28 protein-coding genes and 7 tRNA genes are annotated in these 24,918 nt (G+C 42.4%); 33 read left to right on the plus strand and 2 right to left on the minus strand.

Going from position 1 to position 24,918, the window contains the following annotated elements; genetic code table 11:
- Nucleotides 1-5 precede the first annotated feature (5 nt).
- Nucleotides 6-485 (plus strand): PH domain-containing protein, encoded by a 480-nt coding sequence (locus MHI46_RS02580; RefSeq protein WP_039176703.1) that lies wholly within the window; start codon nucleotides 6-8, stop codon nucleotides 483-485.
- Complete coding sequence (locus MHI46_RS02585) at nucleotides 475-1,971, plus strand: PH domain-containing protein (protein ID WP_039176705.1); 1,497 nt, start codon at nucleotides 475-477, stop codon at nucleotides 1,969-1,971. Before MHI46_RS02580 ends, MHI46_RS02585 begins: the two co-directional genes overlap by 11 nt.
- 54 nt (nucleotides 1,972-2,025) lie before the next feature.
- Here MHI46_RS02585 and MHI46_RS02590 read toward each other — a convergent pair whose 3' ends face one another.
- Nucleotides 2,026-2,631, minus strand: a complete 606-nt coding sequence (locus tag MHI46_RS02590; protein ID WP_039176707.1) for a rhomboid family intramembrane serine protease — start codon at nucleotides 2,629-2,631, stop codon at nucleotides 2,026-2,028.
- A gap of 95 nt (nucleotides 2,632-2,726) precedes the next feature.
- Here MHI46_RS02590 and acpS point away from each other — a divergent pair, with 95 nt between their 5' ends.
- From acpS to MHI46_RS02660, 14 genes are all read left to right on the plus strand, one after another.
- On the plus strand, nucleotides 2,727-3,092 hold the full coding sequence (acpS, locus tag MHI46_RS02595) for a holo-ACP synthase (protein WP_039176708.1): 366 nt from the start codon (nucleotides 2,727-2,729) through the stop codon (nucleotides 3,090-3,092).
- Between the two features lie 160 nt (nucleotides 3,093-3,252).
- Nucleotides 3,253-4,269: an outer membrane lipoprotein-sorting protein gene (locus tag MHI46_RS02600; RefSeq protein ID WP_087975235.1), complete on the plus strand. Its 1,017-nt coding sequence runs from the start codon at nucleotides 3,253-3,255 to the stop codon at nucleotides 4,267-4,269.
- Nucleotides 4,270-4,410: 141 nt separating this feature from the next.
- Nucleotides 4,411-5,592, plus strand: coding sequence for an alanine racemase (gene alr / locus MHI46_RS02605; protein ID WP_260775330.1), 1,182 nt, complete (start codon nucleotides 4,411-4,413; stop codon nucleotides 5,590-5,592).
- Nucleotides 5,593-5,886: 294 nt separating this feature from the next.
- Nucleotides 5,887-6,168, plus strand: a complete 282-nt coding sequence (locus tag MHI46_RS02610; RefSeq protein WP_003214273.1) for a hypothetical protein — start codon at nucleotides 5,887-5,889, stop codon at nucleotides 6,166-6,168.
- A gap of 4 nt (nucleotides 6,169-6,172) precedes the next feature.
- On the plus strand, nucleotides 6,173-6,523 hold the full coding sequence (ndoA, locus tag MHI46_RS02615; RefSeq protein WP_024425388.1) for a type II toxin-antitoxin system endoribonuclease NdoA: 351 nt from the start codon (nucleotides 6,173-6,175) through the stop codon (nucleotides 6,521-6,523).
- 116 nt (nucleotides 6,524-6,639) lie between these two features.
- Entirely contained in the window at nucleotides 6,640-7,470 is an 831-nt protein-coding gene (locus MHI46_RS02620) for an RsbT co-antagonist protein RsbRA (RefSeq protein WP_039176712.1), read from the plus strand.
- 4 nt (nucleotides 7,471-7,474) lie between these two features.
- On the plus strand, nucleotides 7,475-7,843 hold the full coding sequence (gene rsbS / locus MHI46_RS02625; RefSeq protein ID WP_003214235.1) for an RsbT antagonist protein RsbS: 369 nt from the start codon (nucleotides 7,475-7,477) through the stop codon (nucleotides 7,841-7,843).
- A gap of 2 nt (nucleotides 7,844-7,845) precedes the next feature.
- Complete coding sequence (locus MHI46_RS02630) at nucleotides 7,846-8,247, plus strand: anti-sigma regulatory factor (RefSeq protein WP_024425390.1); 402 nt, start codon at nucleotides 7,846-7,848, stop codon at nucleotides 8,245-8,247.
- Nucleotides 8,248-8,257: 10 nt separating this feature from the next.
- Entirely contained in the window at nucleotides 8,258-9,265 is a 1,008-nt protein-coding gene (locus MHI46_RS02635) for a PP2C family protein-serine/threonine phosphatase (RefSeq protein ID WP_047202007.1), read from the plus strand.
- A gap of 59 nt (nucleotides 9,266-9,324) precedes the next feature.
- A complete protein-coding gene (locus MHI46_RS02640; RefSeq protein WP_017358393.1) occupies nucleotides 9,325-9,654 on the plus strand; it encodes an anti-sigma factor antagonist in 330 nt (109 codons plus the stop codon).
- On the plus strand, nucleotides 9,651-10,139 hold the full coding sequence (gene rsbW, locus MHI46_RS02645) for an anti-sigma B factor RsbW (RefSeq protein ID WP_003214356.1): 489 nt from the start codon (nucleotides 9,651-9,653) through the stop codon (nucleotides 10,137-10,139). Before MHI46_RS02640 ends, rsbW begins: the two co-directional genes overlap by 4 nt.
- Nucleotides 10,105-10,893, plus strand: a complete 789-nt coding sequence (sigB, locus tag MHI46_RS02650) for an RNA polymerase sigma factor SigB (RefSeq protein ID WP_024427378.1) — start codon at nucleotides 10,105-10,107, stop codon at nucleotides 10,891-10,893. Before rsbW ends, sigB begins: the two co-directional genes overlap by 35 nt.
- Nucleotides 10,893-11,492, plus strand: coding sequence for a PP2C family serine/threonine-protein phosphatase (locus MHI46_RS02655; protein WP_039176718.1), 600 nt, complete (start codon nucleotides 10,893-10,895; stop codon nucleotides 11,490-11,492). The genes sigB and MHI46_RS02655 overlap by 1 nt, the downstream gene beginning before the upstream one ends.
- A gap of 76 nt (nucleotides 11,493-11,568) precedes the next feature.
- Entirely contained in the window at nucleotides 11,569-13,728 is a 2,160-nt protein-coding gene (locus MHI46_RS02660) for a Tex family protein (protein ID WP_342503081.1), read from the plus strand.
- 19 nt (nucleotides 13,729-13,747) lie between these two features.
- Here MHI46_RS02660 and cmpA read toward each other — a convergent pair whose 3' ends face one another.
- A complete protein-coding gene (gene cmpA / locus MHI46_RS02665; protein WP_008346893.1) occupies nucleotides 13,748-13,882 on the minus strand; it encodes a cortex morphogenetic protein CmpA in 135 nt (44 codons plus the stop codon).
- A gap of 99 nt (nucleotides 13,883-13,981) precedes the next feature.
- On the opposite strand from cmpA, the gene MHI46_RS02670 reads away from it, so the two are divergent.
- From MHI46_RS02670 to MHI46_RS02750, 17 genes are all read left to right on the plus strand, one after another.
- The gene (locus MHI46_RS02670) at nucleotides 13,982-14,455 is read left to right on the plus strand and encodes a SprT family protein (protein ID WP_047202009.1); all 474 of its coding nucleotides are present in this window, start codon (nucleotides 13,982-13,984) and stop codon (nucleotides 14,453-14,455) included.
- A gap of 199 nt (nucleotides 14,456-14,654) precedes the next feature.
- Nucleotides 14,655-15,632 (plus strand): thiamine pyrophosphate-dependent dehydrogenase E1 component subunit alpha, encoded by a 978-nt coding sequence (locus tag MHI46_RS02675; RefSeq protein ID WP_039176726.1) that lies wholly within the window; start codon nucleotides 14,655-14,657, stop codon nucleotides 15,630-15,632.
- Between the two features lie 20 nt (nucleotides 15,633-15,652).
- Nucleotides 15,653-16,690 (plus strand): alpha-ketoacid dehydrogenase subunit beta, encoded by a 1,038-nt coding sequence (locus MHI46_RS02680; RefSeq protein ID WP_008346887.1) that lies wholly within the window; start codon nucleotides 15,653-15,655, stop codon nucleotides 16,688-16,690.
- A 17-nt stretch (nucleotides 16,691-16,707) separates the two neighbouring features.
- Nucleotides 16,708-17,841: a dihydrolipoamide acetyltransferase family protein gene (locus MHI46_RS02685; RefSeq protein WP_126681957.1), complete on the plus strand. Its 1,134-nt coding sequence runs from the start codon at nucleotides 16,708-16,710 to the stop codon at nucleotides 17,839-17,841.
- A gap of 16 nt (nucleotides 17,842-17,857) precedes the next feature.
- On the plus strand, nucleotides 17,858-19,237 hold the full coding sequence (gene lpdA, locus MHI46_RS02690) for a dihydrolipoyl dehydrogenase (protein ID WP_251181523.1): 1,380 nt from the start codon (nucleotides 17,858-17,860) through the stop codon (nucleotides 19,235-19,237).
- A 105-nt stretch (nucleotides 19,238-19,342) separates the two neighbouring features.
- Nucleotides 19,343-21,190, plus strand: coding sequence for a sigma-54-dependent Fis family transcriptional regulator (locus MHI46_RS02695; RefSeq protein ID WP_260775339.1), 1,848 nt, complete (start codon nucleotides 19,343-19,345; stop codon nucleotides 21,188-21,190).
- Between the two features lie 223 nt (nucleotides 21,191-21,413).
- Nucleotides 21,414-21,488 (plus strand) — tRNA-Asn (locus MHI46_RS02700).
- A 4-nt stretch (nucleotides 21,489-21,492) separates the two neighbouring features.
- A tRNA-Ser gene (locus tag MHI46_RS02705) sits at nucleotides 21,493-21,583 on the plus strand.
- 9 nt (nucleotides 21,584-21,592) lie between these two features.
- A tRNA-Glu gene (locus MHI46_RS02710) sits at nucleotides 21,593-21,664 on the plus strand.
- Between the two features lie 20 nt (nucleotides 21,665-21,684).
- A tRNA-Gln gene (locus tag MHI46_RS02715) sits at nucleotides 21,685-21,759 on the plus strand.
- Between the two features lie 31 nt (nucleotides 21,760-21,790).
- Nucleotides 21,791-21,866, plus strand: a tRNA-Lys gene (locus tag MHI46_RS02720).
- Nucleotides 21,867-21,873: 7 nt separating this feature from the next.
- Nucleotides 21,874-21,956 (plus strand) — tRNA-Leu (locus MHI46_RS02725).
- A 48-nt stretch (nucleotides 21,957-22,004) separates the two neighbouring features.
- Nucleotides 22,005-22,088, plus strand: a tRNA-Leu gene (locus MHI46_RS02730).
- A 159-nt stretch (nucleotides 22,089-22,247) separates the two neighbouring features.
- Nucleotides 22,248-23,042, plus strand: a complete 795-nt coding sequence (locus MHI46_RS02735; RefSeq protein ID WP_059376221.1) for an alpha/beta hydrolase — start codon at nucleotides 22,248-22,250, stop codon at nucleotides 23,040-23,042.
- Nucleotides 23,043-23,255: 213 nt separating this feature from the next.
- Nucleotides 23,256-23,762: a GrpB family protein gene (locus tag MHI46_RS02740; protein WP_251181521.1), complete on the plus strand. Its 507-nt coding sequence runs from the start codon at nucleotides 23,256-23,258 to the stop codon at nucleotides 23,760-23,762.
- Nucleotides 23,763-23,999: 237 nt separating this feature from the next.
- Nucleotides 24,000-24,203, plus strand: coding sequence for a cold shock protein CspC (gene cspC, locus MHI46_RS02745; RefSeq protein WP_008346765.1), 204 nt, complete (start codon nucleotides 24,000-24,002; stop codon nucleotides 24,201-24,203).
- A gap of 284 nt (nucleotides 24,204-24,487) precedes the next feature.
- A complete protein-coding gene (locus tag MHI46_RS02750; protein ID WP_058837390.1) occupies nucleotides 24,488-24,871 on the plus strand; it encodes a hypothetical protein in 384 nt (127 codons plus the stop codon).
- Nucleotides 24,872-24,918: the final 47 nt, after the last annotated feature.

Below are 24,918 nucleotides of genomic sequence, written 5' to 3' on the forward strand. Positions count from 1 at the left end.
AGAATGTGAGAAAACAGCCGCAACGTCAAATTAGTCTAAATGGTTTAAAGGTATGGCGTCTTCAAAATGGAATTATCTCATTGATTTTCTTACTCATCATCATTGGGGTATTTGTTGCTAGCTACTATTTTCAATGGCCATATTGGATTGGAGCGATTCTTTCTGGTTTATGGGTCTTACAGGTCATCTTTGGCATTTGGCTCATACCAAAAATCCGCCATCACATCTGGCGCTACGAAGTATTTGAAAATGAAATTGAAATACAGCATGGACTCTTTCGCGTCACACGTGTCATTGTGCCGATGGTTCGTGTACAGCATGTTGATACATCACAAGGACCGCTTTTAAGGCGCTATCGTTTGGCCTCTGTTCAAATTTCGACTGCTGCCACAGTTCATGATATACCGGCGCTAGAATTAGAAGAGGCAGATGAGCTTCGTGATTACATATCTCGTTTAGCAAGGGTGACGGAAGATGATGTCTGAACCAAAACGTGTACATCCTATCTCGATGTTCATTGATTTTATATCAGATGCTGTATCCATGATTAAAAACTTCATTATCCCTTTTTTCGTGTTGATTTTTGTGAACTCGAATTCGAGCATTCGCTTTTATGCATTTATCATTCTTGGTGTGCTTCTTTTATGGAAAGCCGTATATACCATTTTAGAATGGAGACGATTCACCTACCGGATGGAAGACGATGAATTTCGTGTGGAATCGGGTGTAATCACGAAAAAGAAAAAATATATCTCGTTAGAACGAATTCAAACAGTCAATACAAGTGAAGGTATTTTCCAACGGATTTTCGGTTTAGTGCGGGTTCAAATCGAAACGGCAGGCGGTACGGATGGTCCAGAAGTGAGCCTGACCGCGATTACAAAAGCAGAAGCGGAACAATTAAAGCAGTCGATTTTCAACCGGAAGAAAAGCTTGCAGGAAGAAGAAATGACGGATGAAGCAGGAGATCTGCATGGCCATTTGGCTGCCCAGAAACCTGTGCAGGAAGAAATCAATGTCTCCTATCGTATGGGTGTGCCAGAATTGCTTTTGGCTGCGACCACTTCAAGCGGTATCGGGGTCATTATATCTGGGTGTCTTGCCATCTACACGCAAATAGATGAAATTCTCCCTTTGGACGGGTTCTTCAAGAAGTTCTCTTTTTTAAGTCATGCGAGCGTTGAAATTTATGCGATTTTGATATTTCTTGCCGTATTGATCGCGTGGATCCTGAGTGTTGGGGTAACAGCGCTTCAGTATGCGAATTTTGCTGCAAAACGAAAAGGGAATGACATCATCATTACAAGAGGTCTCATCGAGAGACATCAAATGACCATTCCACTTGCGAGAATTCAAGCAGTGAAAATCAAAGAGAATATTATCCGTGAGCCTTTTGGCTTTGCGACAGTGATGCTTGTTAGTGCAGGAGGTTCGATTACAGAGAAAGAAACCTCTTCCGTCTTATTTCCGCTCATTCGGAAGAAAAAAATAAATGAATTGCTGTCCCAATTCACGGATCATTATCATGTTGCACCAGAAACAGAGCTGAAAAAGGTGCCAAAGCGTTCACTCAAACGCTACCTGATCTCATATGGCTTTGTGCCGTTACTTGTAGGTGTTATCCTGTCGGTGCGCTTTCCGCCATGGGGGTATTTAGGACTCATTCCGTTACCACTTGCTCTATTCTTTGGCTATTTAGCTTATAAACAATCAGGATATACAATCAAAGATTCATTGATTCAACTGACATCAAGAGGCATTGGCAAGACCACTGGCATTGTCTTGAGAAAACGAATGCAAAACTATACGATGACGCAATCCTTTTTCCAAAAGAAAGGCCGGGTCGCAAGTATTCACACCTTTGTAAAATCCTCCGCGCTGCTTGATTCCTTTGGTGTGCATCACCTTGAGGAAGAAGATGCTGCACGTGTATTTGATTGGTATTCGTATGAAAAAAATCAATCGTCTTAAACGAAAAATGTCGATCAGCTCCAGCTCAAGGAGGGATCGACATTTTTTATGAGATTAATAGCGTCTTTTTTTCGAATGGAAAAGCAGAGTAATAGGTGCTAGAATCATACCGCCGATCAATCCAAATAAGTGAGCCATGATATTGATGTTCGAATTGACGAAGGTCATGATGACAGAAACAGCCAGAATCGTTAAAATCACTTGTGAATTGCCGCGGTCCATCATGTGTGGTTTAAAGAGGACGAGGTATAGATACACTCCAAATAAACCAAAGATCGCACCAGAAGCGCCAACGTGTACATACTCTAAAGGCTCCACCCAATAGGTCCCGAGATTGCCAATGAACCCTGCTCCAAGATAAATGATTAAAAATCGAACCTTCCCGAGCAAATGTTCAAGTGCTGGGGCGAATAAGAAAAGGGACATAGAATTAAATAAAATATGCGTGAGACTTCCGTGGAGAAAAATAGGTGTGACGAGCCGCCACCATTCCCCAGCCGCTACACCATAGTTGAAACCGACGAGATGATCCTGTCCAAGCTGTATAATAGGGATAGGAATCGCAAATATAAGCCACAGGCCGATTTGTAAAGCGAGGATCGCTGTTACGATTGGATACGATCTAATAAATTGTTGAAAGCTCTCCGTTCGAATAAACATAACAAACCCCTTTTTGACTAGATATTGGTAAGTTTATAGTAACACGTTTATGAAGCGAACACTCAAATTAGTACGAGTATCATAGGAGGTACCTCATGATCAAAGGAATAGGCATTGATATTGTAGAGATCGACAGGCTATCGCGAGTGCTCAGCAGACAGCCCCGTTTACCAGAACGAATTTTGACTTTAAGTGAACAGGATGTCTTTCGTACACTCAGTGAAAAAAGACAGCTGGAATTTTTGGCAGGACGTTTTGCGGCAAAGGAAGCTTTCGCTAAAGCATACGGAACCGGAATCGGTCAGCATTTAAGCTTTCATGACATAGACATTCAAAAAGACGATAAGGGAAAACCCTTCATCAAAAGCGAGAAAGCGGAGGGAGATCAGGTTCATGTGTCCATTACTCATACAAAGGAATATGCTGCTGCACAAGTTTTAATTGAAAGGTTGTCAAGCTAGTCTGCATATTGTTTGTCCCCCCTTCATATATTGGGTAGTGCGATAAGGAAGGGCGAGTTGCTAACAGGCTTTGATGGTTCGCGGTACGCAGTTAACTCTTGAGGCGTACTGTTAAAGTCAAACAAGCGGTTTCTTCCTTTTAACACAATTAACGAAGGGGTTGAAAAGGGTGAGAAAAAGCTTTGTTTTGCTTGTAACGGGAATCCTTTTTGTACTGATTCTCTCCGCATGCGGTCAAAAATCTCAGCAGGATATCGTTGGAGATTTAAACAAAAAGGCAGAGGAAATGACATCATACAAAGCCAAAGCAAAAATGACCATTGAGACAGGAAATGACCCGCAGGAGTACCAGGTAGAAATTTGGTACAAAAAGCCGGAGCTTTACCGTGTCTATTTAGAAAATCCGAAAAAGGATCAGAGTCAAGTCATTTTAAGAAACGGCAATGGTGTGTTTGTGCTGACACCTTCATTGAACAAGAGCTTCCGTTTCCATAGCGATTGGCCGAATAATAGCAGTCAAGTCTATTTATTCGAATCACTCGTGAAGGACATTAAGAATGACAGTGCAGCTCAGTTCAAAGCGAAAGAGTCAAAGTATGTATTCGAAACGAAGACCAATTATCAGCACAATCAAATGCTGCCTACCCAAGAGATTACCTTTCATAAGAAAACAATGGCGCCTGCCAGTGTAAAAGTGCTGGATAGCGACAAAAAGCCAATGGTGAAAGTGGAATTCTCTCACTTTGAATTCAATAAATCCTTTGACAAAGATGCATTTGATGAGAAGAAAAATATGACACTCTCTCAAATGGATGTTGCCACAAGTGCAGACCCATCTGACAGCTTTGCGGTGAAAACACCAGTTGATATGCCAGAAGGCGTGAAGAAGATGGAAGAGAAAGAAATGACAACAGATGCTGGGAAGCGTTATGTGATTACGTACGGCGGCAAGAAATCCTTCACACTCATCCAGGAAAAAGCGAGAGTAGCGGAAGCATCTACGCCTGTCACGATGAACGGCGAGCCGGTCGATCTTGGTATGACAGTAGGGGTTCTGACAGATCAATCCCTCTCATGGACCTCTGACGGAGTTGACTACTTAATTTCCTCAAGTGATTTATCGAAGGAAGAGCTGTTGATGGTCGCAAAGAGTGTAGAAGGCCAGTCAGCTAAATAAATGAAGTTCTTAGGCGGAAAGCCTTGATAAATGAAGCATCAGCCCTGTGCAAGGGCTGATTTTCTTTGATTTGTTTCACATTATTCTTGATTTTTAGTATCATATGAGGGGATTGAATCATTCAATAGGGAAGTGTGACTGATGGACACAAATGCCTTTTATAGAGACACATGGGCAGAAATTAATTTAACAGCAATCAAGCACAATGTTTCACATATGAAAGATCATATCGGTCAAAATGTTCAACTGATGGCTGTTGTGAAAGCCAATGCATATGGACATGGAGATATAGAAGTGGCAAGAGCTGCCCTCAAAGCAGGAGCAGACTTGTTAGCTGTAGCCTTTTTAGATGAGGCCATTTCTTTAAGAAATAAAGGGATCAAAGCACCGATTCTTATACTCGGCGCAGTGCCGCCGGAGTATGTCAAAACCGCTGTTCGATACAATGTAATTATGACCGCTTACTCCACCAGGTGGCTGAGGGAAGTCGTCGATATGGTGAAAGGGCAGATGGGACAACCCATTCGTTTTCATTTGAAAATAGACAGCGGAATGAACCGTTTAGGTGTGAAAACGTTAGAGCAAGTGAATGAAGTAAAGAAGCTTGTCAGCGAGCATTCTTATTTACAGCTGGAAGGAGTATTTACTCACTTTGCGACCGCGGATGAAAAGGATGAGAACTATTTTGATCGGCAGGTCGACACCTTTCAAACCCTGCTTCAGCCGCTTCATACGGAAAAACTGCTTGTTCATTGTGCCAATAGTGCAGCAGGATTAAGGTTTAAAGAAGTGTTATTTAATATGGTTCGCTTCGGCATCAGTATGTACGGGCTGTCACCGTCAGAGGAAATCAAAGATGAACTTCCTTTCAAGCTGGAAGAAGCCATGTCGCTTCATACAAAGCTTGCCCATGTAAAGCTCATTCAAAAGGGTGAGAGTGTCAGCTATGGGGCGACGTATACAGCTAATCAAGATATGTGGATCGGTACGGTACCAGTCGGCTATGCAGACGGGTGGATTCGGAAGCTGGCAGGCACGGAAGTACTTGTTGGCGGAAAGCGCCGGAAGATTGCCGGAAGGGTATGTATGGATCAATTCATGGTTGAACTGAAAGAGAACCTTCCAGTAGGGGAGCCAGTCGTTTTGATTGGTGGACAAGGTGAAGAAATGGTATCAGTCGATGAAATTGCAAAAAGGCTTGAAACCATTAACTATGAAGTCACATGCTCCATTGGACACCGCGTTCCAAGAGTATATATAGAGGACGGCAAAAGGGTGCATGTGCGGAATCCGCTGCTTCAAGGCGGGCCAAGCTTTTTCTAAACAGCTTTCACAGGAACGATCGTCAAACTGACATCGTTCCTTTTTATTCTACAAAGAAGGGGTAAACATTCTCCCTTTTTTAGAGATTTTGGAAATACCGTATGATTTTCGGAAAAAAGCGTATAATGTGAAAGAGGAACTCCATTATCATCTTTGATTTACGGGTGAACAGCCGCTTCATGTTCTAATAAGAAATCATGAAAAAACAGCTTTGCTTGCGCATTGAATAATGGTATGATTAGTCTTGGAATGGATCGAAACGGTATCCGTAAGTTTTGTGGAGGTGTATGTTTTTTGTCTGAATCCAGCGCAACAAACGAAATGAAGATTCGACTACCGGAGGCTTTGATGTCTGAAATCGAACGAGTAGCAGAGCAGGATAAGGTAACAAGAAATGAATTGATCTACCGAGCGACAAAAACGTATATTCGTGAACGTAATATTCGACAAAATCGTGAATCGATGAGACGCGGCTACATGGAGATGGCGAAAATTAATCTGAATATCTCTTCAGAGGCACAATACGCAGAATTTGAGGCTGAGAATACAGTTGAGCGATTAGTCAGCGGGGGTTAAACATTTGATTGTTAAACGCGGTGATGTTTACTTTGCTGATTTATCTCCTGTTGTTGGCTCCGAGCAGGGCGGGGTTCGCCCAGTATTGGTGATTCAAAATGACATTGGAAATCGCTTCAGCCCGACTGCTATCGTTGCAGCCATAACAGCCCAAATACAAAAAGCGAAATTACCGACTCACGTCGAAATTGATGCAAAGCGCTACGGCTTTGAACGAGATTCTGTCATTCTCTTGGAGCAGATTCGTACAATCGATAAACAAAGATTGACAGATAAAATCACACATCTTGATGATGAGATGATGGAGAAGGTTGATGAAGCCTTACAAGTTAGTTTGGCTCTTATTGATTTTTAATATGGTGAGATTTGGTTGCTCTCTTGAGAGCAACTTTTTTTTGTGTTCAATTTTTATTAACGTTATAATGAAGAAAGAATAAAAGAAGTGCTGTTTATGTACGTAGGGGGTAAAACATGTCGAATCATATCGTGTTAGCTTTCGCAAGGGAGCATCAAGAGGAATTACAAAAAGAGTGGACGGACATTTTTAGACGACTCGGAGAAAAAGAAACGGACATGATGCTGAACGACAAAATGTATGAAACCATCTGTTCGGAATATGTTCAACTAATCATTACATCTCTTTCAGAGGGGTATAATGAGGATTTTGAAGAAAAAGTGCAAACTCTTGCTTTAAACATTGTTCAAATGGGTATATCACTTAAGTTACTGGCAAATGGTCTAACTGAAATCCGTACACATTTATATCAAAAAATGAACGATGACAAAGATACAACAGAAGAAAGTCATGACCTCATCTGGCAAATCGACCAATTCATCACACCAATTCATAACGAGATCTTAAACCAGTATTCCATCTCATGGGAGAAAACAGTCAGCCTTCAAAAAATTGCGCTGCAGGAACTTTCTGCCCCGCTGATCCCTGTATTTGAGCACATCACCGTCATGCCGCTTGTTGGAACAATTGATACAGATCGTGCGAAAAAAATTATGGAGAACCTGCTCAATGGTGTCGTCAAACATCGCTCACAGGTCGTCTTAATTGATATTACGGGTGTCCCTGTTGTTGATACAATGGTAGCCCACCATATCATTCAAGCGTCTGAGGCTGTGAGATTAGTAGGTGCGAAGTGTTTGCTTGTCGGTATTCGCCCAGAAATAGCCCAAACCATTGTGAACCTTGGAATTGATTTATCGCAAGTTACAACAAAGAATACCCTTCAAAAAGGAATTCAAACTGCTTTGGAAATGACAAATCGAAAAATTGTTTCATTGGAGGGATAACCTAGTGAGAAATCACCCGAAGATTCCAATCTTAAAACTATATAACTGTCTTCTGATTTCAATACAGTGGGAGCTTGATGATCAGACGGCTCTCCACTTTCAAGAAGACTTGCTGAATAAAATTCATGAAACAGGAGCAAACGGTGTTGTCATTGACCTCACATCCGTCGACATGATTGATTCCTTTATTGCAAAGGTATTAGGCGATGTCATCACGATGTCCAAGCTCATGGGGGCAAAAGTTGTATTAACAGGAATACAGCCGGCAGTCGCTGTGACGCTGATTGAACTTGGAATATCGCTTGAAGAAATTCAGACAGCACTAGATCTTGAACAAGGGCTTGAGACACTGAAGCGGGAATTGGGGGAATAGATATGAAAGACCAATCCTGTGTAAGAATATTGACGGAATGGGACATAGTCGCAGCAAGACAATTGGGGCGCAATGTTGCAAAAGAACTTGGATTTGGAACAGTTGACCAAGCAAGAATTACGACGGCCATTTCAGAATTAGCTCGAAACATCTATTTATACGCTGGTAAAGGTCAGATTTGTATAGACGAAGTGATGGAGCGCGGAAAGCGTGGACTCAAAGTCATCGCAGCCGATGAGGGGCCGGGTATCATGGATATACGTAAAGTAATGGAAGACGGATTTTCAACATCAGGCGGACTCGGAGCAGGTCTTCCGGGTGTCAGAAGACTGATGGATGAATTTAAATTAGACTCTGCACCAGAACAAGGAACGGAGATACAAGCTGTTAAGTGGCTTCGCTAGGAGGGAAACCATGGATTTTAAGGAGGTAATGGAGCAGCGGTACCATCAGCTGCTCAGTCGTTATATCAGTGATTTAACTGAAACATCGCTTTATCAAGCTCAAAAATTTAGCCGTAAAACCATTGAGCATCAAATACCTCCTGAAGAAATAGTGAGTGTTCACCGAAAAGTGATTCAGGAGCTTTACCCTGATTTGCCGGAAGATGTTTTTCATTCACTAGACTTCTTAATTGAAGTCATGATTGGGTACGGACTTGCCTACCAAGAACATTTAACACTCAGAGGCATCCAGCAAGAAATAAAATCTGAAATCGAAATTGCTGCAAATGTTCAGCAAACCCTTCTGGAAACGAAAATTCCAGAAGGAGATACCTTTGATATTGGTGCGATTAGTGTACCGGCAAAACAGATGAGTGGAGATTATTACCACTTTGTAACGGATCACGATACAATCAATATCGCGATCGCAGATGTCATTGGAAAGGGAATCCCGGCTGCGCTCTGTATGTCGATGATTAAATATGCGATGGATTCCTTACCAGAGTCAGGGAGTGGCCCAACAAAGGTGCTGAAAACCCTGAATCGTGTTGTCGAGCAAAATGTAGACCCAAGTATGTTTATCACAATGTTCTATGGCAGCTATAATAAAGAAACGCATGAGTTTAAATATGCATCGGCTGGTCATGAGCCGGGCTTTTTCTATTGCAAAAAAGAGGACAAATTTTACGATTTAGAAGCGAAAGGGCTTGTCCTTGGGATTGCACCAGACTTTGATTACAGACAGTATGAGAAGCATTTAGACATAGGAGACATGGTGATCTTATTCTCTGATGGGGTCACAGAATCCAAGTCAGAGGAGGGTTTCCTAGAGCGGGAGGACATCAAAGCACTCATATCAGAGCACCTATCCTACTCAGCTCAAGAAATGGTGGATGCCATCTACGCCAGCTTACTCAAACTGCAGGATTTTCAGCTGCACGATGACTTTACATTACTTGTTCTCAAAAGAAAGGTTTAGAAAGTGAACATGCGGGTATATAAAACTTTAGGAAACAAGAATTTCGAGGTGAATGCATAATGAATATGTCTGTAAAAGAGCATCAAATAGATCAAAAAACGAAAATCAGTGTCAGCGGAGAAATCGATGTGTACTCCGCTCCTCAGCTAAGAGAAACGCTCATGCCTAAAGCAGAGGCGGGAGAGCATCTTGAAATCTGTCTAAAGGATGTTACGTATATGGATAGTACAGGTTTAGGTGTATTCGTTGGGCTGTTTAAAGCGGCTCAAAAAGCAGGTGGAACATTAAAGCTTGAGAACTTGTCAGAACGGCTTGTAAGGTTGTTTGAAATCACTGGATTAAAGGACATCATTGACATTTCTGCAAAGTCAGAGGGTGGGGTACAATGAACGAATCAGTAGATCTAATCGAGATGAAAATACCGGCAAAACCAGAATATGTAGGCATCATTCGTTTGACTCTTTCAGGTGTAGCGAGCCGAATGGGCTATGCCTATGAAGAGATTGAAGACTTAAAGATTGCCGTCAGTGAGGCCTGCACAAATGCAGTTCAGCATGCCTACAAAGGTGAAAACGGCGAAGATGGAGAGGTAGCTGTTCGCTTTCTTGTCTACGAGGATCGTCTAGAAATCATTGTCGCTGACAAAGGCGGTAGCTTTGACTTTAAGCAAAAACAGGAAGACTTGGGACCGTACACATCTGCTCATACGGTGGATCAATTGGCAGAAGGAGGTCTTGGTTTATACTTAATGCAAACATTGATGGATGAAGTCGAGGTGCAAGCAAACTCCGGAGTTACCGTGGCGATGACAAAGTTTTTAAACAGGGAGCGAGTTGACCATGACACAACCATCCAAAACTATGAAACTAACTAAAGATGAAGTAGATCGCCTCATCCAAAGCTATCAAACCAATCAAGACGAGCAGGCGCAGCTCACGCTGGTCGAATGCTATACAAACTTGGTTGATATGCTGGCGAAAAAATATTCTAAAGGAAAAAGCTTTCATGAGGATCTCAGACAAGTTGGAATGATTGGTTTACTTGGCGCTATTAAACGATACGACCCGCTCGTCGGTAAATCATTTGAAGCCTTTGCTATTCCAACCATCATCGGGGAAATCAAACGCTTTTTACGAGATAAGACATGGAGTGTCCATGTACCAAGGCGGATCAAAGAGCTTGGACCAAGAATCAAAATGGCAGTCGATCATTTGACAACAGAGACACAGAAATCACCTAAAGTCCAAGAAATTGCAGAATACCTAGATGTAACAGAAGAAGAAGTACTTGAAACCATGGAGATGGGCAAAAGCTATCAAGCACTGTCTGTTGACCAAGGCGTAGAGGCTGATTCTGAAGGAAGTACTGTGACGATTTTAGACGTTGTCGGCTCACAGGAAGAAGGCTACGAACGTGTGAACCAAAAAATGATGCTTGAGAGTGTGCTTCATGTGCTGTCGGATAGAGAAAAAGAGATTATCAATCTGACTTACTTGCAAAATAAGAGTCAGAAAGAGACAGGCGATTTACTTGGCATATCCCAAATGCATGTATCGAGACTGCAGCGGAAGGCAGTGAAAAAACTGCGAGATGCATTATCAGAAGATGCGTCTATGGAGCTAGGGTAATGAAACAGATTGAACAGCATGAGCATGTAAACGCAATTATCTATCAATCGAATAAAGAAGGAAAACCATGCTGCGGGGACAGTTTTTTTATTAAAGCAGATGATGAAGAACTAATTTGTGCTGTAGCAGACGGATTAGGCAGCGGCCAGTACGCCAATGAATCATCTTCTTTAGTCAGCGAAATTGTCGAAGAATATGGACATGAGGATGTGGCGACCCTCATCGACAGATGCAATCAGGCCATGAAAAATAAACGCGGTGCCACAGCTGCGATCTTAAAGGTGAATTTTTCCCAGCAGCAATTTACCTATTGTTCGGTTGGTAATATTCGTTTTATCTTGAATGCACCTTCTGGCGACTATATCTATCCACTTCCGACATCAGGATACTTATCAGGGAAACCTAGAAAATATAAAACATACACCTATTCCTACGAAAAAGGATCGATATTCATTATGTATTCAGACGGACTGAATGTGCCAAACATGCGCATGTGTTTAAAGCATGGACATTCAGTTGAAGACATCGCCAAACAGCTTGAAACATACACACAAGACAAAAAGGACGATCTCACCTATGTACTTGGTCAGCTCACGTAAAATAGCTGACCTTTTTTCTGTTTTGCCGGTTTTTTTGATACACTAAAAGAGAAGACACAGTGAGAGGATGCAAAGTATGAAGACATCTGACTTTTTATTGAAACAAATTGCGACAGAATTAAAGCTTTCAACGAAACAAATTGAAAGTGTGATCAAGCTTTTAGAGGATGGCAACACCGTCCCGTTTATTGCCCGTTATCGGAAAGAGCAGACAGGCTCACTGGATGAGGTGCAAATTCAAACCATTTCAGAGCGCTATACATATATCCAAAATGTCACGAACCGAAAAGAAGAAGTCATTCGCTTAATTGCTGAACAAGACAAACTAACCGATGAATTAAAACAGAAAATTGAACAAGCTCATAAACTGCAAGAGGTCGAAGATTTATACCGGCCATTCAAACAAAAGCGCAAAACAAAGGCGAATGTAGCCAAAGCAAAAGGGCTGGAGCCGCTGGCAGAATATTTACTCACGCTGCCAAGCGATCAGATCAAGAAGAAAGCAGCTGCTTTTATTAGCGAAGAAAAAGAAGTGGCAAATGTAGAAGAGGCACTTGAGGGTGCGCAGCACATCATTGCTGAACAGCTGGCAGATGATCCCGATATGCGAAAATGGATTCGCAGTGAAACGTACCAAAAGGGCAGTCTGGTCACATCAGGAAAAGACGTCGAAAGCGATGAGAAAAACGTCTATGAAATGTATTACGATTATCAAGAGCCAATCAAAAAGATTGTCCCGCACCGTATATTAGCGGTCAACCGCGGAGAGAAAGAAGGCATTTTAAAGGCAGCCATCGAACCACCTGCTGAAAATATTCGCTTCTATCTCGACAAACAAGTTCTAAAAGGCAAACAGACGACGGCGAGACCGTTTATTGAAGCAGCAATCGATGATGCATATAAACGTCTCATTCAGCCTTCCATCGAACGAGAAATACGAAAAGAGCTGACAGAAAAAGCAGAGGAACAAGCGATTCATATTTTTGCTGAAAACTTAAGAAAACTGCTGCTTCAACCGCCGATGAAAGGGAAGCGTGTACTTGGAGTCGATCCCGCATTTCGGACAGGCTGCAAATTAGCCGTCGTGGATGATACAGGAAAAGTCCATCATATTGGCGTCATTTACCCGCATCCGCCTGTACAGAAAAAAGCGGAAGCGAAACAAAAAGTCAAAGAGATCATTCAATCATCCAACATCGAAGTCATTGCGATTGGAAACGGAACAGCCTCAAGAGAGACTGAACAATTTATTGCAGACTTGATTCAAGAGCTGGATCAGCCGGTGTCCTATTTGATCGTGAATGAAGCAGGAGCAAGTGTATACTCCGCATCTGCACTTGCGCGAGAAGAGTTTCCAGATCTGCAAGTCGAAGAACGAAGCGCCATCTCAATCGCTAGAAGATTACAAGATCCTTTAGCAGAACTCGTGAAAATTGATCCGAAGTCTGTTGGTGTGGGCCAATACCAGCATGACGTCAGCCAGAAGCAATTAAACAGCTCGTTAACCTTTGTGGTAGAAACAGTCGTCAACCAAGTTGGTGTAAACGTCAATACCGCCTCACAGGCGCTGCTGCAATATGTATCAGGCCTTTCAAAAGCCGTCGCTGGGAATATCATCAAAAGACGCGAAGAGATTGGGAGATTCACAAGCAGAAAAGAATTGAAGGATATTCCAAGGCTCGGTGCTAAAACATATGAGCAGTGTATCGGTTTCTTGCGCATTACAGACGGACAAGATCCGCTTGACCGTACAGGCATTCACCCAGAGAGCTATAAAGAAACAACACAGTTTTTACGCATGATCAACATGACGCCAGACGATCTTGGCACAGAGCAGTTAAAAGAGAAAATTGCTGAAGTGAAACTGGACGAAGCAGCAGAACAGCTAGATATTGGGACAATTACACTTCAAGATATCATCGATCAGCTCACAAGACCTGAGCGTGATCCGCGGGATGAAGTACCAAAGCCGCTGCTCAAAACAGATGTATTGAAATTGGAAGACTTGAAGCAAGGAATGGAGCTGCAAGGTACGGTAAGAAACGTCGTAGACTTCGGCGCATTCGTTGATATTGGCGTAAAGCAGGATGGGCTTGTGCATATTTCCAAACTAAGCAATCGTTTTGTGAAGCATCCGCTTGACGTTGTATCAGTTGGTGACATTGTGACCGTATGGGTGGACTCCGTTGACCAGGCAAAAGGCCGCGTCGCCCTCTCCATGTTGAAACCAGAGTAAACAAAAAACGAGGCGCACCTTAGGATGGGGTGTGCCTTGATGTGACTGAATGTTTTTTTCTATAGAAGTACCAGCATTGATTCAGCAATTTGATTTGATAATGATTTTTCTCATAAAATGCCTTCTGCATCTGATTTTTCAGCCAGTTGGGCATCGCCCATTCCTCCTTTGATCGAAACAGTGGGTGTATCTTCAATGTATGCATAGGGGAAATTGTCCCGTTCGAGGTTTTTATAGAAAGGAACGATCTTGATTGAACGAGAGAGAGTTACAGCAGTTAACAGAGCACATTTCCCAGCAGTTCTTTGGCAAGACATTCCGCCATCAGGCTGTTTTTAATGACCGGTTAAAAACGACAGGCGGGCGATATTTACTTGGTACACACAATATTGAACTGAACCGCCGATACCTAGAGGAGCATGGACGAGAAGAATTAATCGGGATCATCAAGCATGAGCTGTGTCATTATCATCTGCATCTTGAGGGAAAGGGCTATCAGCATCGCGACCGTGATTTTAAAGCGTTATTAAAACAAGTAGAAGCCCCGCGTTTTTGTACACCGCTTAAGACTGTACAAAAGAAGCGGCGTGCGGGGAAACGCCATGAATACATTTGCACAGGATGCGGCCGGTCTTTTATCAGGAAAAGACGGTTTGATACCTCTCGTTATGTATGCGGCGTCTGCAAAGGGAAATTAAAGTGGCAGAGCACAACCGATTCATTGTGATAAGCATTCCTCTATGGGGATGCTTTTTTGTTCCATTAGATGTGTGGACATATGGAGACAAAAAGAGACGCATGTCTCATTTTGTCTCTTTTTTCATCGGTTTGATTCGGTCAAAGCCAAAGTGTTCATGTATCTTCATGTTGGCACGATTTTTGCTTATATAGAAGTGCAAGCAAAAAAGGATAGGAGGTTTTACCAAATGGAAATGGCATTGTCTAAAGAAAAAGCCGTATGGATGTATCAAAAAATGCAGGAAATCCGTCAATTTGAAGATCGAGTACACGCGCTTTTTACAAAAGGAATCTTGCCGGGGTTTGTCCATCTTTATGCTGGCGAAGAAGCTGTTGCCGTAGGAGTCTGTGCACATCTGAATGAAAAAGACAGTATTACAAGTACCCACCGCGGCCACGGCCATTGTATAGCGAAGGGCTGTGATCTAAAAGGAATGATGGCAGAAATCTATGGAAAAGCCACAGGTCTTTGTAAAGGCAAAGGCGGATCCATGCACATTGCAGATTTTGATAAAGGAATGCTTGGTGCCAACGGAATTGTTGGAGGGGGCTTTCCTCTTGCGTGCGGGGCAGCCCTCACAGCCAAATATAAAAAGACAGAAAATGTAAGCGTTTGCTTTTTTGGGGATGGTGCAAACAATCAAGGGACTTTCCACGAAGGAATCAATCTCGCGGCCATCTGGAAACTGCCCGTCATTTTCATCGCAGAAAACAATGGGTACGGAGAAGCGACACCATTTTCCTATGCTTCAAGCTGCAAATCAATCGTCGATCGAGCGGCCGGTTATAACATTCCTGGGATTCAAGTAGACGGAAAAGATGTGATGGCCGTTTATCAAGCCGCAGAACAAGCAATTGAACGAGCGAAAAATGGAGAAGGTCCGACATTGATTGAATGCATGACATATCGGAATTATGGCCATTTCGAAGGAGACGCCCAGCGTTACAAAACCAATCAAGAAAAAACAGAACATCAAGAAGAGAGGGATGCGATCACTCTTTTTAAAAATGAATTGATCAAGCAGCAGCTGCTGACGAATGGAGAGCTATCAAATATTGAAGCGGCAGTAACTGAAGCGATAGATGAAGCCGTTCAATTCAGTGAAGAAAGTGAATATCCAGATCAGACCGAATTATTGACCGACGTGTATGTTTCGTATCAATAAATCAGAAGGAGGAGAGGAAAATGACAAGAGAAATCAGCATGTCTAGTGCATTGAATGAAGCGATTAAGCTTGCCATGAGAAGAGACGAGGATGTCATTTTAATGGGGGAAGATGTTGCTGGAGGCGCTCATGTAGATCACTTACAAGATGATGAAGCATGGGGCGGCGTGCTCGGTGTAACGAAAGGAATCGTTCAGGAGTTTGGACGTGAGCGAGTCCTTGACACACCGATTAGTGAAGCTGGCTATGTAGGTGCGGCCATGGCAGCTGCTTCCACAGGGCTAAGGCCAATTGCAGAACTCATGTTTAATGATTTTATCGGCACCTGTCTGGACCAAGTGCTGAATCAAGGGGCTAAATTTCGATACATGTTTGGCGGAAAAGCAGAGGTGCCAATCACGATCAGAACGACACATGGAGCGGGTTTTAGAGCAGCTGCTCAGCATTCGCAAAGCTTGTATGCGCTATTTACAAGCATCCCTGGATTGAAAGTGGTGGTGCCTTCTTCACCATACGATGCCAAAGGATTGCTACTAGCAGCCATCGAGGATCAGGACCCTGTCATCTTTTTTGAAGACAAAACGCTTTACAATATTACAGGAGATGTTCCGGAGCGATATTACACGCTGCCGCTTGGCAAAGCAGATGTGAAAAGAGAAGGCTCAGATGTGACCATTTTTGCAGTAGGCAAACAAGTTCATACAGCACTCGAAGCAGCAGAACAATTAGCTGCCCAAGGAATAGAAGCCGAGGTGATTGATCCTAGAAGCTTGTCACCGCTCGATGAAGAGGCCATTCTGACTTCAGTAGAGAAAACGAATCGGCTTGTCATTGTGGATGAAGCAAATCCGAGGTGCGGAATTGCCGCAGATATTTCTTCTCTGGTTGCGGATAAAGGCTTCGATTTACTCGACGCTCCAATCAAAAAAGTGACGGCTCCTCATACACCGGTCCCATTTTCACCACCGCTTGAAGATATATATTTGCCGACACCTGATAAGGTTGTGAACACTGTCTTAGAGATGGTTGGAAAAAGTCATGACAAGATCTTGAACTAAAGAAAGGAGAGAGGGAGATGGCTGTCGAGGTTGTGATGCCGAAATTGGGCATGTCAATGAAAGAAGGAACGGTATCTGTCTGGAATAAAGAGATCGGAGAGACCGTGAATAAAGGGGAAAGCATTGCAAGCATCAACTCTGAAAAAATTGAAATGGAGATCGAATCACCTGCAGAAGGAACTATATTGGATATAAAAGTGTCTGAGGGAGAAGGTGTACCGCCTGGCACGGTCATCTGCTATATCGGTGAAGGAAATGAACAGGTCGAGGAAAAGAAAGAAAAAGACCTGCCGCCAAAACAAAAGAAAGAGAGAATAAAAATCTCCCCTGTTGCACGTAAGATTGCTCAAAGTGCTAATTTGGATATTCATACACTAGTGGGAACAGGTCCAGATGGGAGAATCACGAAAGCGGATGTGCTTCGGGCACTTCCTGATGAAAAAGAAAAACAACACAATGAACCAACAAAGCATCAGCCAGTCAGCATGATGCGGAAAACCATTGCCTCGCGAATGATGGAAAGCCTGCAAACAAGTGCACAATTAACAATAACGATGAAAGCGGATGTGACAAAACTTACAGCTTTACAGTCTGAGTTGAACGAAACAGCTGGAGCACAACACGATATGAAATTAACCATGACCGATTTTGTAGCCAAAGCAGTGATTCTTTCTCTGCAAAAGCACCCTGCAATGAACAGTCAATATCAACATGATAGAGTCGAAACTTTTGAGCATGTACATCTTGGAATCGCTGCTGCTTTAGATCATGGGCTGGCAGTGCCTGTTATTCGGCATGCGGAAAAGCTTTCACTTATTGAGCTGGCGAAGAGTATCAAATCGTATGGCAAAAAAGCACGTGAAGGCAAACTTCTCCACGATGAAATTGAAGGCTCTACCTTTACAATCACTAACCTAGGTGCTTATGGTGTGGAACATTTCACCCCGATTTTGAATCCGCCGGAAGCAGGTATTCTTGGCGTTGGAAAAGCGGATCAAATGCCTGTTTATCAGGGGAATGAATTATGTAAAGGGACGATCCTGCCACTCAGTCTGACATTTGACCATCGCGTGCTGGACGGGGCGCCGGCATCACAATTTTTATCAACTGTTAAAGCGTATTTAGAAAATCCAGTATCCATTCTTTTATAGGAAGCAGGTGAAATGAATGACGCTTGTCATTATAGGAGGCGGGCCAGCAGGATATGTGGCGGCAATAACAGCCGCCCGTTTTGACAGAGAGGTTGTACTAATCGACCAAGGCCTGTTAGGAGGTACCTGCCTGAATGAAGGCTGTATCCCAACGAAAGCACTTTTACAAAGCGCTGATATGTACGAGCATGTGAAATCAGCTGGTCATTTTGGAATTGAGCTTCCAGGGAAGGAGCCTATCATTCATTGGGATGCCGTTCAAAAGCGGAAGCGGTCAGTCGTCAAACAGCTGACTGATGGCGTTCGTTATTTGATGAATAAAAACAAAATCAGCGTGTTAAATGGGAAAGCATCATTTCTTTCGGCACATGAGCTATTGATAGAAAGTGAAGGGACATCTGAAATCATTCAAGCAAAACAAATCATTATTGCTTCAGGATCAGAACCTGCTGCTTTGCCTTTCGCCCCATTTGACAGGGAGTGGATCATTGATAGTAAGGATGCCATGACGCTCCCTTCAATACCAGATTCGCTTTGTATCATTGGCGGAGGGGTGATCGGCTGTGAGTTTGCAAGCATCTTTAGCAGAATGGGATCAAAGGTTGTCATGGTTGAACAGGCAGCACACATTTTACCTGAAGAAGATCACGATACCGCTAACTGTCTTCACGATCAGCTTCAAAAAGCTGGTGTGGAGATTTTGACATCAGCAACAGTCAAACAGCTTGATGCAATCTCAAAAAAAGTGGTGGTTGAGAAGGATCATGGAGAGCGCTGTGACATCAAGGCCGATCATTGTTTAGTCGCCATTGGCAGAAAGCCGAGGCTGGGAGAGCTGAATCTTGAACAGGTCGGCATTGAATTTGATAGAAACGGGATCTTCGTCAATGAGCATATGCAAACCAATCTTCCGCATATCTATGCGTGCGGTGATGTGACAGGCGGTGTTCAGCTTGCTCATGCTGCTTTTCATGAAGGAACGATTGCGGCATCACATGCATCAGGTGAAGATGTAAAGGTCAATGAACAAGTGATTCCAAGGTGCATCTACACGTCTCCAGAAATCGCGAGTATCGGTTTAAGTGAAGAGAGTGCTAGAAAACAATATGGGGAGATTCGGATAGGGAAATTCGCTTTTTCTGCTAATGGAAAAGCACTCATTTTAAATCAGCCAGCTGGTCAAGTAAAGGTCATTGTCGAACCGCAATATCAAGAAATTTTAGGTGTATCAATTATCGGGCCAAATGCAACAGAACTAATTGGACAAGCGGCAGTGATGATGCATACAGAGTTGACAGCTGATACATTAGAGCAATTTATTGCGGCACATCCGACACTCTCTGAGGCGATACACGAAGCCTTGCTGCAAACAAATGGACGAGCGGTGCACTGCTGATAGAGAAACATTTTATCCGAATGAATTTTCCTGGGTTAGTCAATAATTGAAAGCGCTTTTATAATTATCTATAATGGATAAAAAGCCCCCAGAGGAGAGGATGGAATGAATCCGACGCCTTGTTATTTAAATACTTGGAAACGTTTTGTTCGTGAAGGTTTACTTGATAGGTCTCGTCTGGATAAGAGAGTGATGGAGTCATGGCACAGATGTAAACAGGCAAATGTGAACCCGTATTTAGATAAAGGACAGTCGTTGTTAGAAAAGGAATTATTCAGTATTCAAAAACAGAAGTACTCACTATTCCTAAATGCCGCTCTTCCTTACTTAAATAAAATTAGTGAGCAATTAAAAGAATCGGACATGATGGCTTTACTCATCGATGCAGATGGCTATGTGCTGAGTTTGACAGGAAGCCAAAGGACGCTGGTAGAAGCGAAAAAAATAAATTTTATGGAGGGCGCGCGCTGGACCGAAGCCGATGTGGGGACGAACGCTATTGGAACGGCACTGGTCATTGGGGAAGCTGTAGCGATCAACGGAACTGAGCATTTTTCAGTCGCTTCCCATCATTGGAGTTGTTCAGCGGCCCCTATTCGTGATGCAGACGGCACGATCATAGGAGTCATTGATATCTCCTGTATGGCGGATCAAAGGCATCCTTTTATGCTTGGGATGGCTTCAACAGTTGCATATGCTATAGAGAGAGAAATTCAGGTCCAGCAAAAAAGGAAAGAGATGGAGCTGGTCAGTCATTGTCTCCAGCAGGTGGAAGCGGACGAGCCGTATGTTATCTGTAATGAGAAAAAGCAGATTGTTTCGGCAAGCAAACCGATTAGAGATCGGTTTTCAGACTGGTACGGAATGGATGTTGAGCTGCTCATGGACGAGACATTTGTTACAAGGGACAAGCAGATCATTCAGTCAGAACAAGACGGAAAGCTGCTTGGGATGGCTTTTTCTCTTGAAGAAGCAGAGAAGAGACATATCACCGTTTCTTTTCCTCAATTTCCCGGGGAATCTGGAACAAGTACAGTATTTCAGCAGACACTCAGCGAATTGAAACGAGCGGCACAAACAGATGTAAATGTATATATTTGGGGAGAAACAGGTACAGGGAAAGAACTGGCCGCTCGAGCGATTCACTTAGCTAGTGAAAGACATAAAGGACCGTTTATTGCCGTTAATTGTGGAGCCATACCAGAAAGCCTGTTGGAAAGTGAACTATTTGGTTATGCTGAAGGAGCTTTTACAGGGGCAAAACGTCATGGAGCAAAGGGGAAATTTGAACAGGCGCAGAAAGGAACGCTCTTTTTAGACGAAATTGGCGAAATCCCTTATGCGATGCAAGTGGCGCTTCTTAGGGTCATTGAAGAAAGAAAAGTCGTACCGCTCGGCGGGACACACGAAATCCCTTTGGATATTAGAATCATAACAGCGACACACCGGAATATGAACGAACTGCTGAAGGAAGGAAAAATACGTGAAGATTTGTATTACCGTCTTCATGTCTATCCAATCAACATTCCGCCGCTTAGAGAAAGAAAAGAAGACATTGTTGATTTATATCGTTATTACCAAAGGAAACACCAATGGAATGCGACATTTCCTGAATCATTTTTTCGTAAGCTAGAAGCGTACCACTGGCCAGGAAACATACGAGAGCTTTTTAATCTGTTTGAACATATAAGGGTACTGTTTCCTAAAGGAGGTTGGATTGGTGAATCGCAATATGCGGCGGTTTTAGAGGCGATGGATCAGAAAAAGCAGAAGCTGCATCTACCAGAATATACCGAGAATCCAAAAGAACTCACGCTAAGGGAACGCATTCAAAAGCAAACGGTGATAGAAGCACTGCACAAAACGAAAGGTCATGTGTCAGAAGCAGCGAAGTCAGCAGGGGTGCCAAGAAGCACCTTTTACAAGTGGATGCGGAAGTATAAGCTATCATAAACTCATAGGGATCACAGCAGCAAGAAGGCCTTGGTCTTTCAGTTAGAGGTCGGGGTCTTTCTGTCATGTCTAAACAGAAAACAAAAAGGAAGGAAGAAAGGCTTGACTGTTATATTAGTATATGTTAAATTATAAAAGCCGTCGCTAATGAGACAGGAATGAAACACTTAAAAATTCTTGACACATTTTTCTGGCATAGATATAATGAAACATGTCTTATTATTCCGCAGTAGCTCAGTGGTAGAGCTATCGGCTGTTAACCGATCGGTCGTAGGTTCGAGTCCTACCTGCGGAGCCATAATGGAGAAGTACTCAAGTGGCTGAAGAGGCGCCCCTGCTAAGGGTGTAGGTCGCGCGAGCGGCGCGAGGGTTCAAATCCCTCCTTCTCCGCCATTATTGTATGGCCCGTTGGTCAAGCGGTTAAGACACCGCCCTTTCACGGCGGTAACACGGGTTCGAATCCCGTACGGGTCATGTTTTGTTTTTTGATTCGTTGGGCTATAGCCAAGCGGTAAGGCAACGGACTTTGACTCCGTCATGCGTTGGTTCGAATCCAGCTAGCCCAGCCATTTTTTATATATGTTTTTCTGCATAGCAGATGAGCCATTAGCTCAGTTGGTAGAGCATCTGACTTTTAATCAGAGGGTCGAAGGTTCGAGTCCTTCATGGCTCACCATTGTCACGCGGGTGTGGCGGAATTGGCAGACGCGCTAGACTTAGGATCTAGTGTCTTTATGACGTGGGGGTTCAAGTCCCTTCACCCGCATTGTTTTTTCAAACAGTGCACTTATGAATATATGAGCACATCATACACGCGGTCGTGGCGGAATGGCAGACGCGCTAGGTTGAGGGCCTAGTGGGTGAATAACCCGTGGAGGTTCAAGTCCTCTCGGCCGCATCAAGAAATCAAAGGTTGTAGATCTTTGGTTTTTTTGTGCTTTCTAATTAGTTTGAACAGTTATATATGACAGTTTACGATGATAAAAAGTTTAGTGAAAAAAGAATTTTTCTAAAATTGTGATAAAATATTGAAGAGTAAGAAAGGGGAAATAAAAACATGTCAATTTACCATAAAGTCATTGGAGAAGGGTATCCAATCGTGATCTTGCATGGTTGGACACTTGACCATCAGGTAATGTTACATGCATTGGAACCGGTATTCGAAAAACGAAGCGGTTGGAAGAGAATATACATAGATTTACCAGGTATGGGACGTTCAAAGCCACATCCGTCAATTCAGAACTCTGATGATATGCTAGAAGCGATATTGCGTCTTTTGGACGAGGTTATCCCTGATGAACAGTTTATTGTTTGTGGTTATTCATATGGAGGGTACATAGCCAGAGGCATCGTTCGTTCACGTCAGGAAACTGTTCGTGGATTACTGCTTGTGGCGCCAATGACTATACCAGAATTCGATAAAAGACTCGTACCAGAGGCGACGGTTTTAAAAAGTGACAGCAGCTTCATATCACAATTGTCTTCAGAAGAGGCAGATGAATTTTACTCTATGATAGTTGTGCAAAGAAAAACGGAATGGGAGAGGTTTCGAGATGAAATTTTACTTCCTTCTAAACAAACAAACCATGACTTCATCAACAACATTCAACAAAATGGTTATGGTTTTACCTTCGATATTTCATCTGAACTTAAGTATCCAACGCTCATTATCACAGGGCGCCAGGACAATGTAGTCGGATACCACGATGCATGGCGGCTCATCGAAGATTATCCAAGAGCCACTTTTGCGGTGCTTGATATGGGTGGTCACAATCTTCAGATTGAACAACCCGATGTATTTAACTCATTAGTCGATAATTGGTTAAATAGACTTGAGTCGGAAAATGTTTAGCAAGTTTTATCTAAATGATTGTCCACTCATCTTAAGTGAGTGGATTTTTTGTTTGAGAATAATATTTTTATATAATGCAGTCCAATCATACTAATAACGTTTAAAAGGTTATATTTCTAAATCCTACACAACTATTAGTATTAGTAAGGTATTCTCTACGTATGTGACGTATAATCCCAATAAACAACAAAATTATAAAGTGGGGTTGAGTAAATGCTTGGATTACCAAGAGGGGAAGTTTTTTTAGTACCTTGGTCTATTGAATGGGTCAAAGAATTTGAAAGTGAAAAGAAACGAATAATAGAAGTTATCGGTCAGTACATAGTGAATGTACACCATATTGGAAGTACAGCAATAAATGGTTTGAGTGCAAAGCCAATTATTGATATTGCAATTGAAATCAATCATTTTGTTGACGGAGAACATTGCATAACAGCTTTGCAAGGGCTTGGTTATTCATATAGAGGAACCAATGTGTTGCCTGAAAGACACTATTTCAGCAAAGGAGAACCACGTACACACCAAATCCATATGTATCAAACGGGCAATAGATATCTACTTGAACAAATAAATTTTAGAGATTACCTGAGAAGTAACGAACTAGTAAGAAGTGAGTACCAACAGCTTAAACTGAACCTATCAAGTGTAAATAAAAATGACAAACACAAATATGCAGAGGGAAAAACAGACTTTGTTAAGTCGATTTTAGAAAGAATTTAGATACAGCTATCTGTAAGTGATGAAAAAACGATTTTATGCACAAAGAGACTCGCTACAAAGAGGAGTACTGTTTTCTAATCAACAAATTGCAATTATTACCGATTCATGCTATAATGAAAAGTAATTATTTTTGTTCGGCGTAAAGGATAGTATGAAGATTGACTTTTCGTCTTGAGGGTACTTTGGGCAAGGATAGTATAATACATTGTGTGGTAAACGCACGAGGAGGCAACAATCATGGAACAAGGTACAGTAAAATGGTTTAACGCAGAAAAAGGTTTTGGATTTATCGAACGTGAAGAAGGCGACGATGTATTCGTACATTTCTCAGCTATCCAAGGCGACGGATTCAAATCTTTAGACGAAGGTCAAAAAGTATCATTTGACGTAGAGCAAGGTTCTCGTGGAGCTCAAGCTGCTAACGTTCAAAAAATTGCTTAATCTTCATTCTTTTTAAAACAGGTTCTCTACCGAGAGCCTGTTTTTTTGCATGAAAAAACCCTACTCAACGTACAAGTAGGGAGATGGTACAAGGTATTCGTCAAAATTTCATGCTTCAAAGGTTAGTTTAGTATAACATACTGGTTTGACAATATGCGGAATTTCCATAAATTATTTTATTTTCTTCTAAACAGAATCCTGAACGTAAAAAATAGCCTTTGAATATTTAGTTTATTTTGGTATATTTTATTATAAAATGTAAGATCAAATAAGGGGATATCGAAATGTTAAAACGATTCTTATTCATTTTTTCAACGCTCCTCATGGCGATTGCAGTATTGTTCATCGCCGCAAAGGATTCAACTGGGAAGAACACGATTTCGTTAGATGACCCATTACCCTTCATGCTGTCACTAGGGATGGTCGTTTTCTTGTTTATTCCTCCTCTGGTGATGTCGTTTTTTGATCATATTGTGGTTAGATTGATATCTGGAATCTATCAATGTTTTATCGTGTTCTCATTCTTTGTCTTAATCCCTATAGGCTTTTTTATTCCAAACGGGGGAATGACTATTTTGATTTCAATTTTAGGTTTTTTGGTTAGCTTGTCCAGTATGGTTGTTACATTTATGCGAGGTCATCATAAAGAAAAAGAAGTTAGCATATAGCGATCCATTAAAAAGCCACGACTCAATAGAGAAGTGGCTTTTAGACG

Origin of the sequence: Bacillus sp. FSL K6-1000 (genome assembly GCF_038630785.1) — a bacterium.
In the GTDB taxonomy this organism is placed as follows: domain Bacteria; phylum Bacillota; class Bacilli; order Bacillales; family Bacillaceae; genus Bacillus; species Bacillus safensis.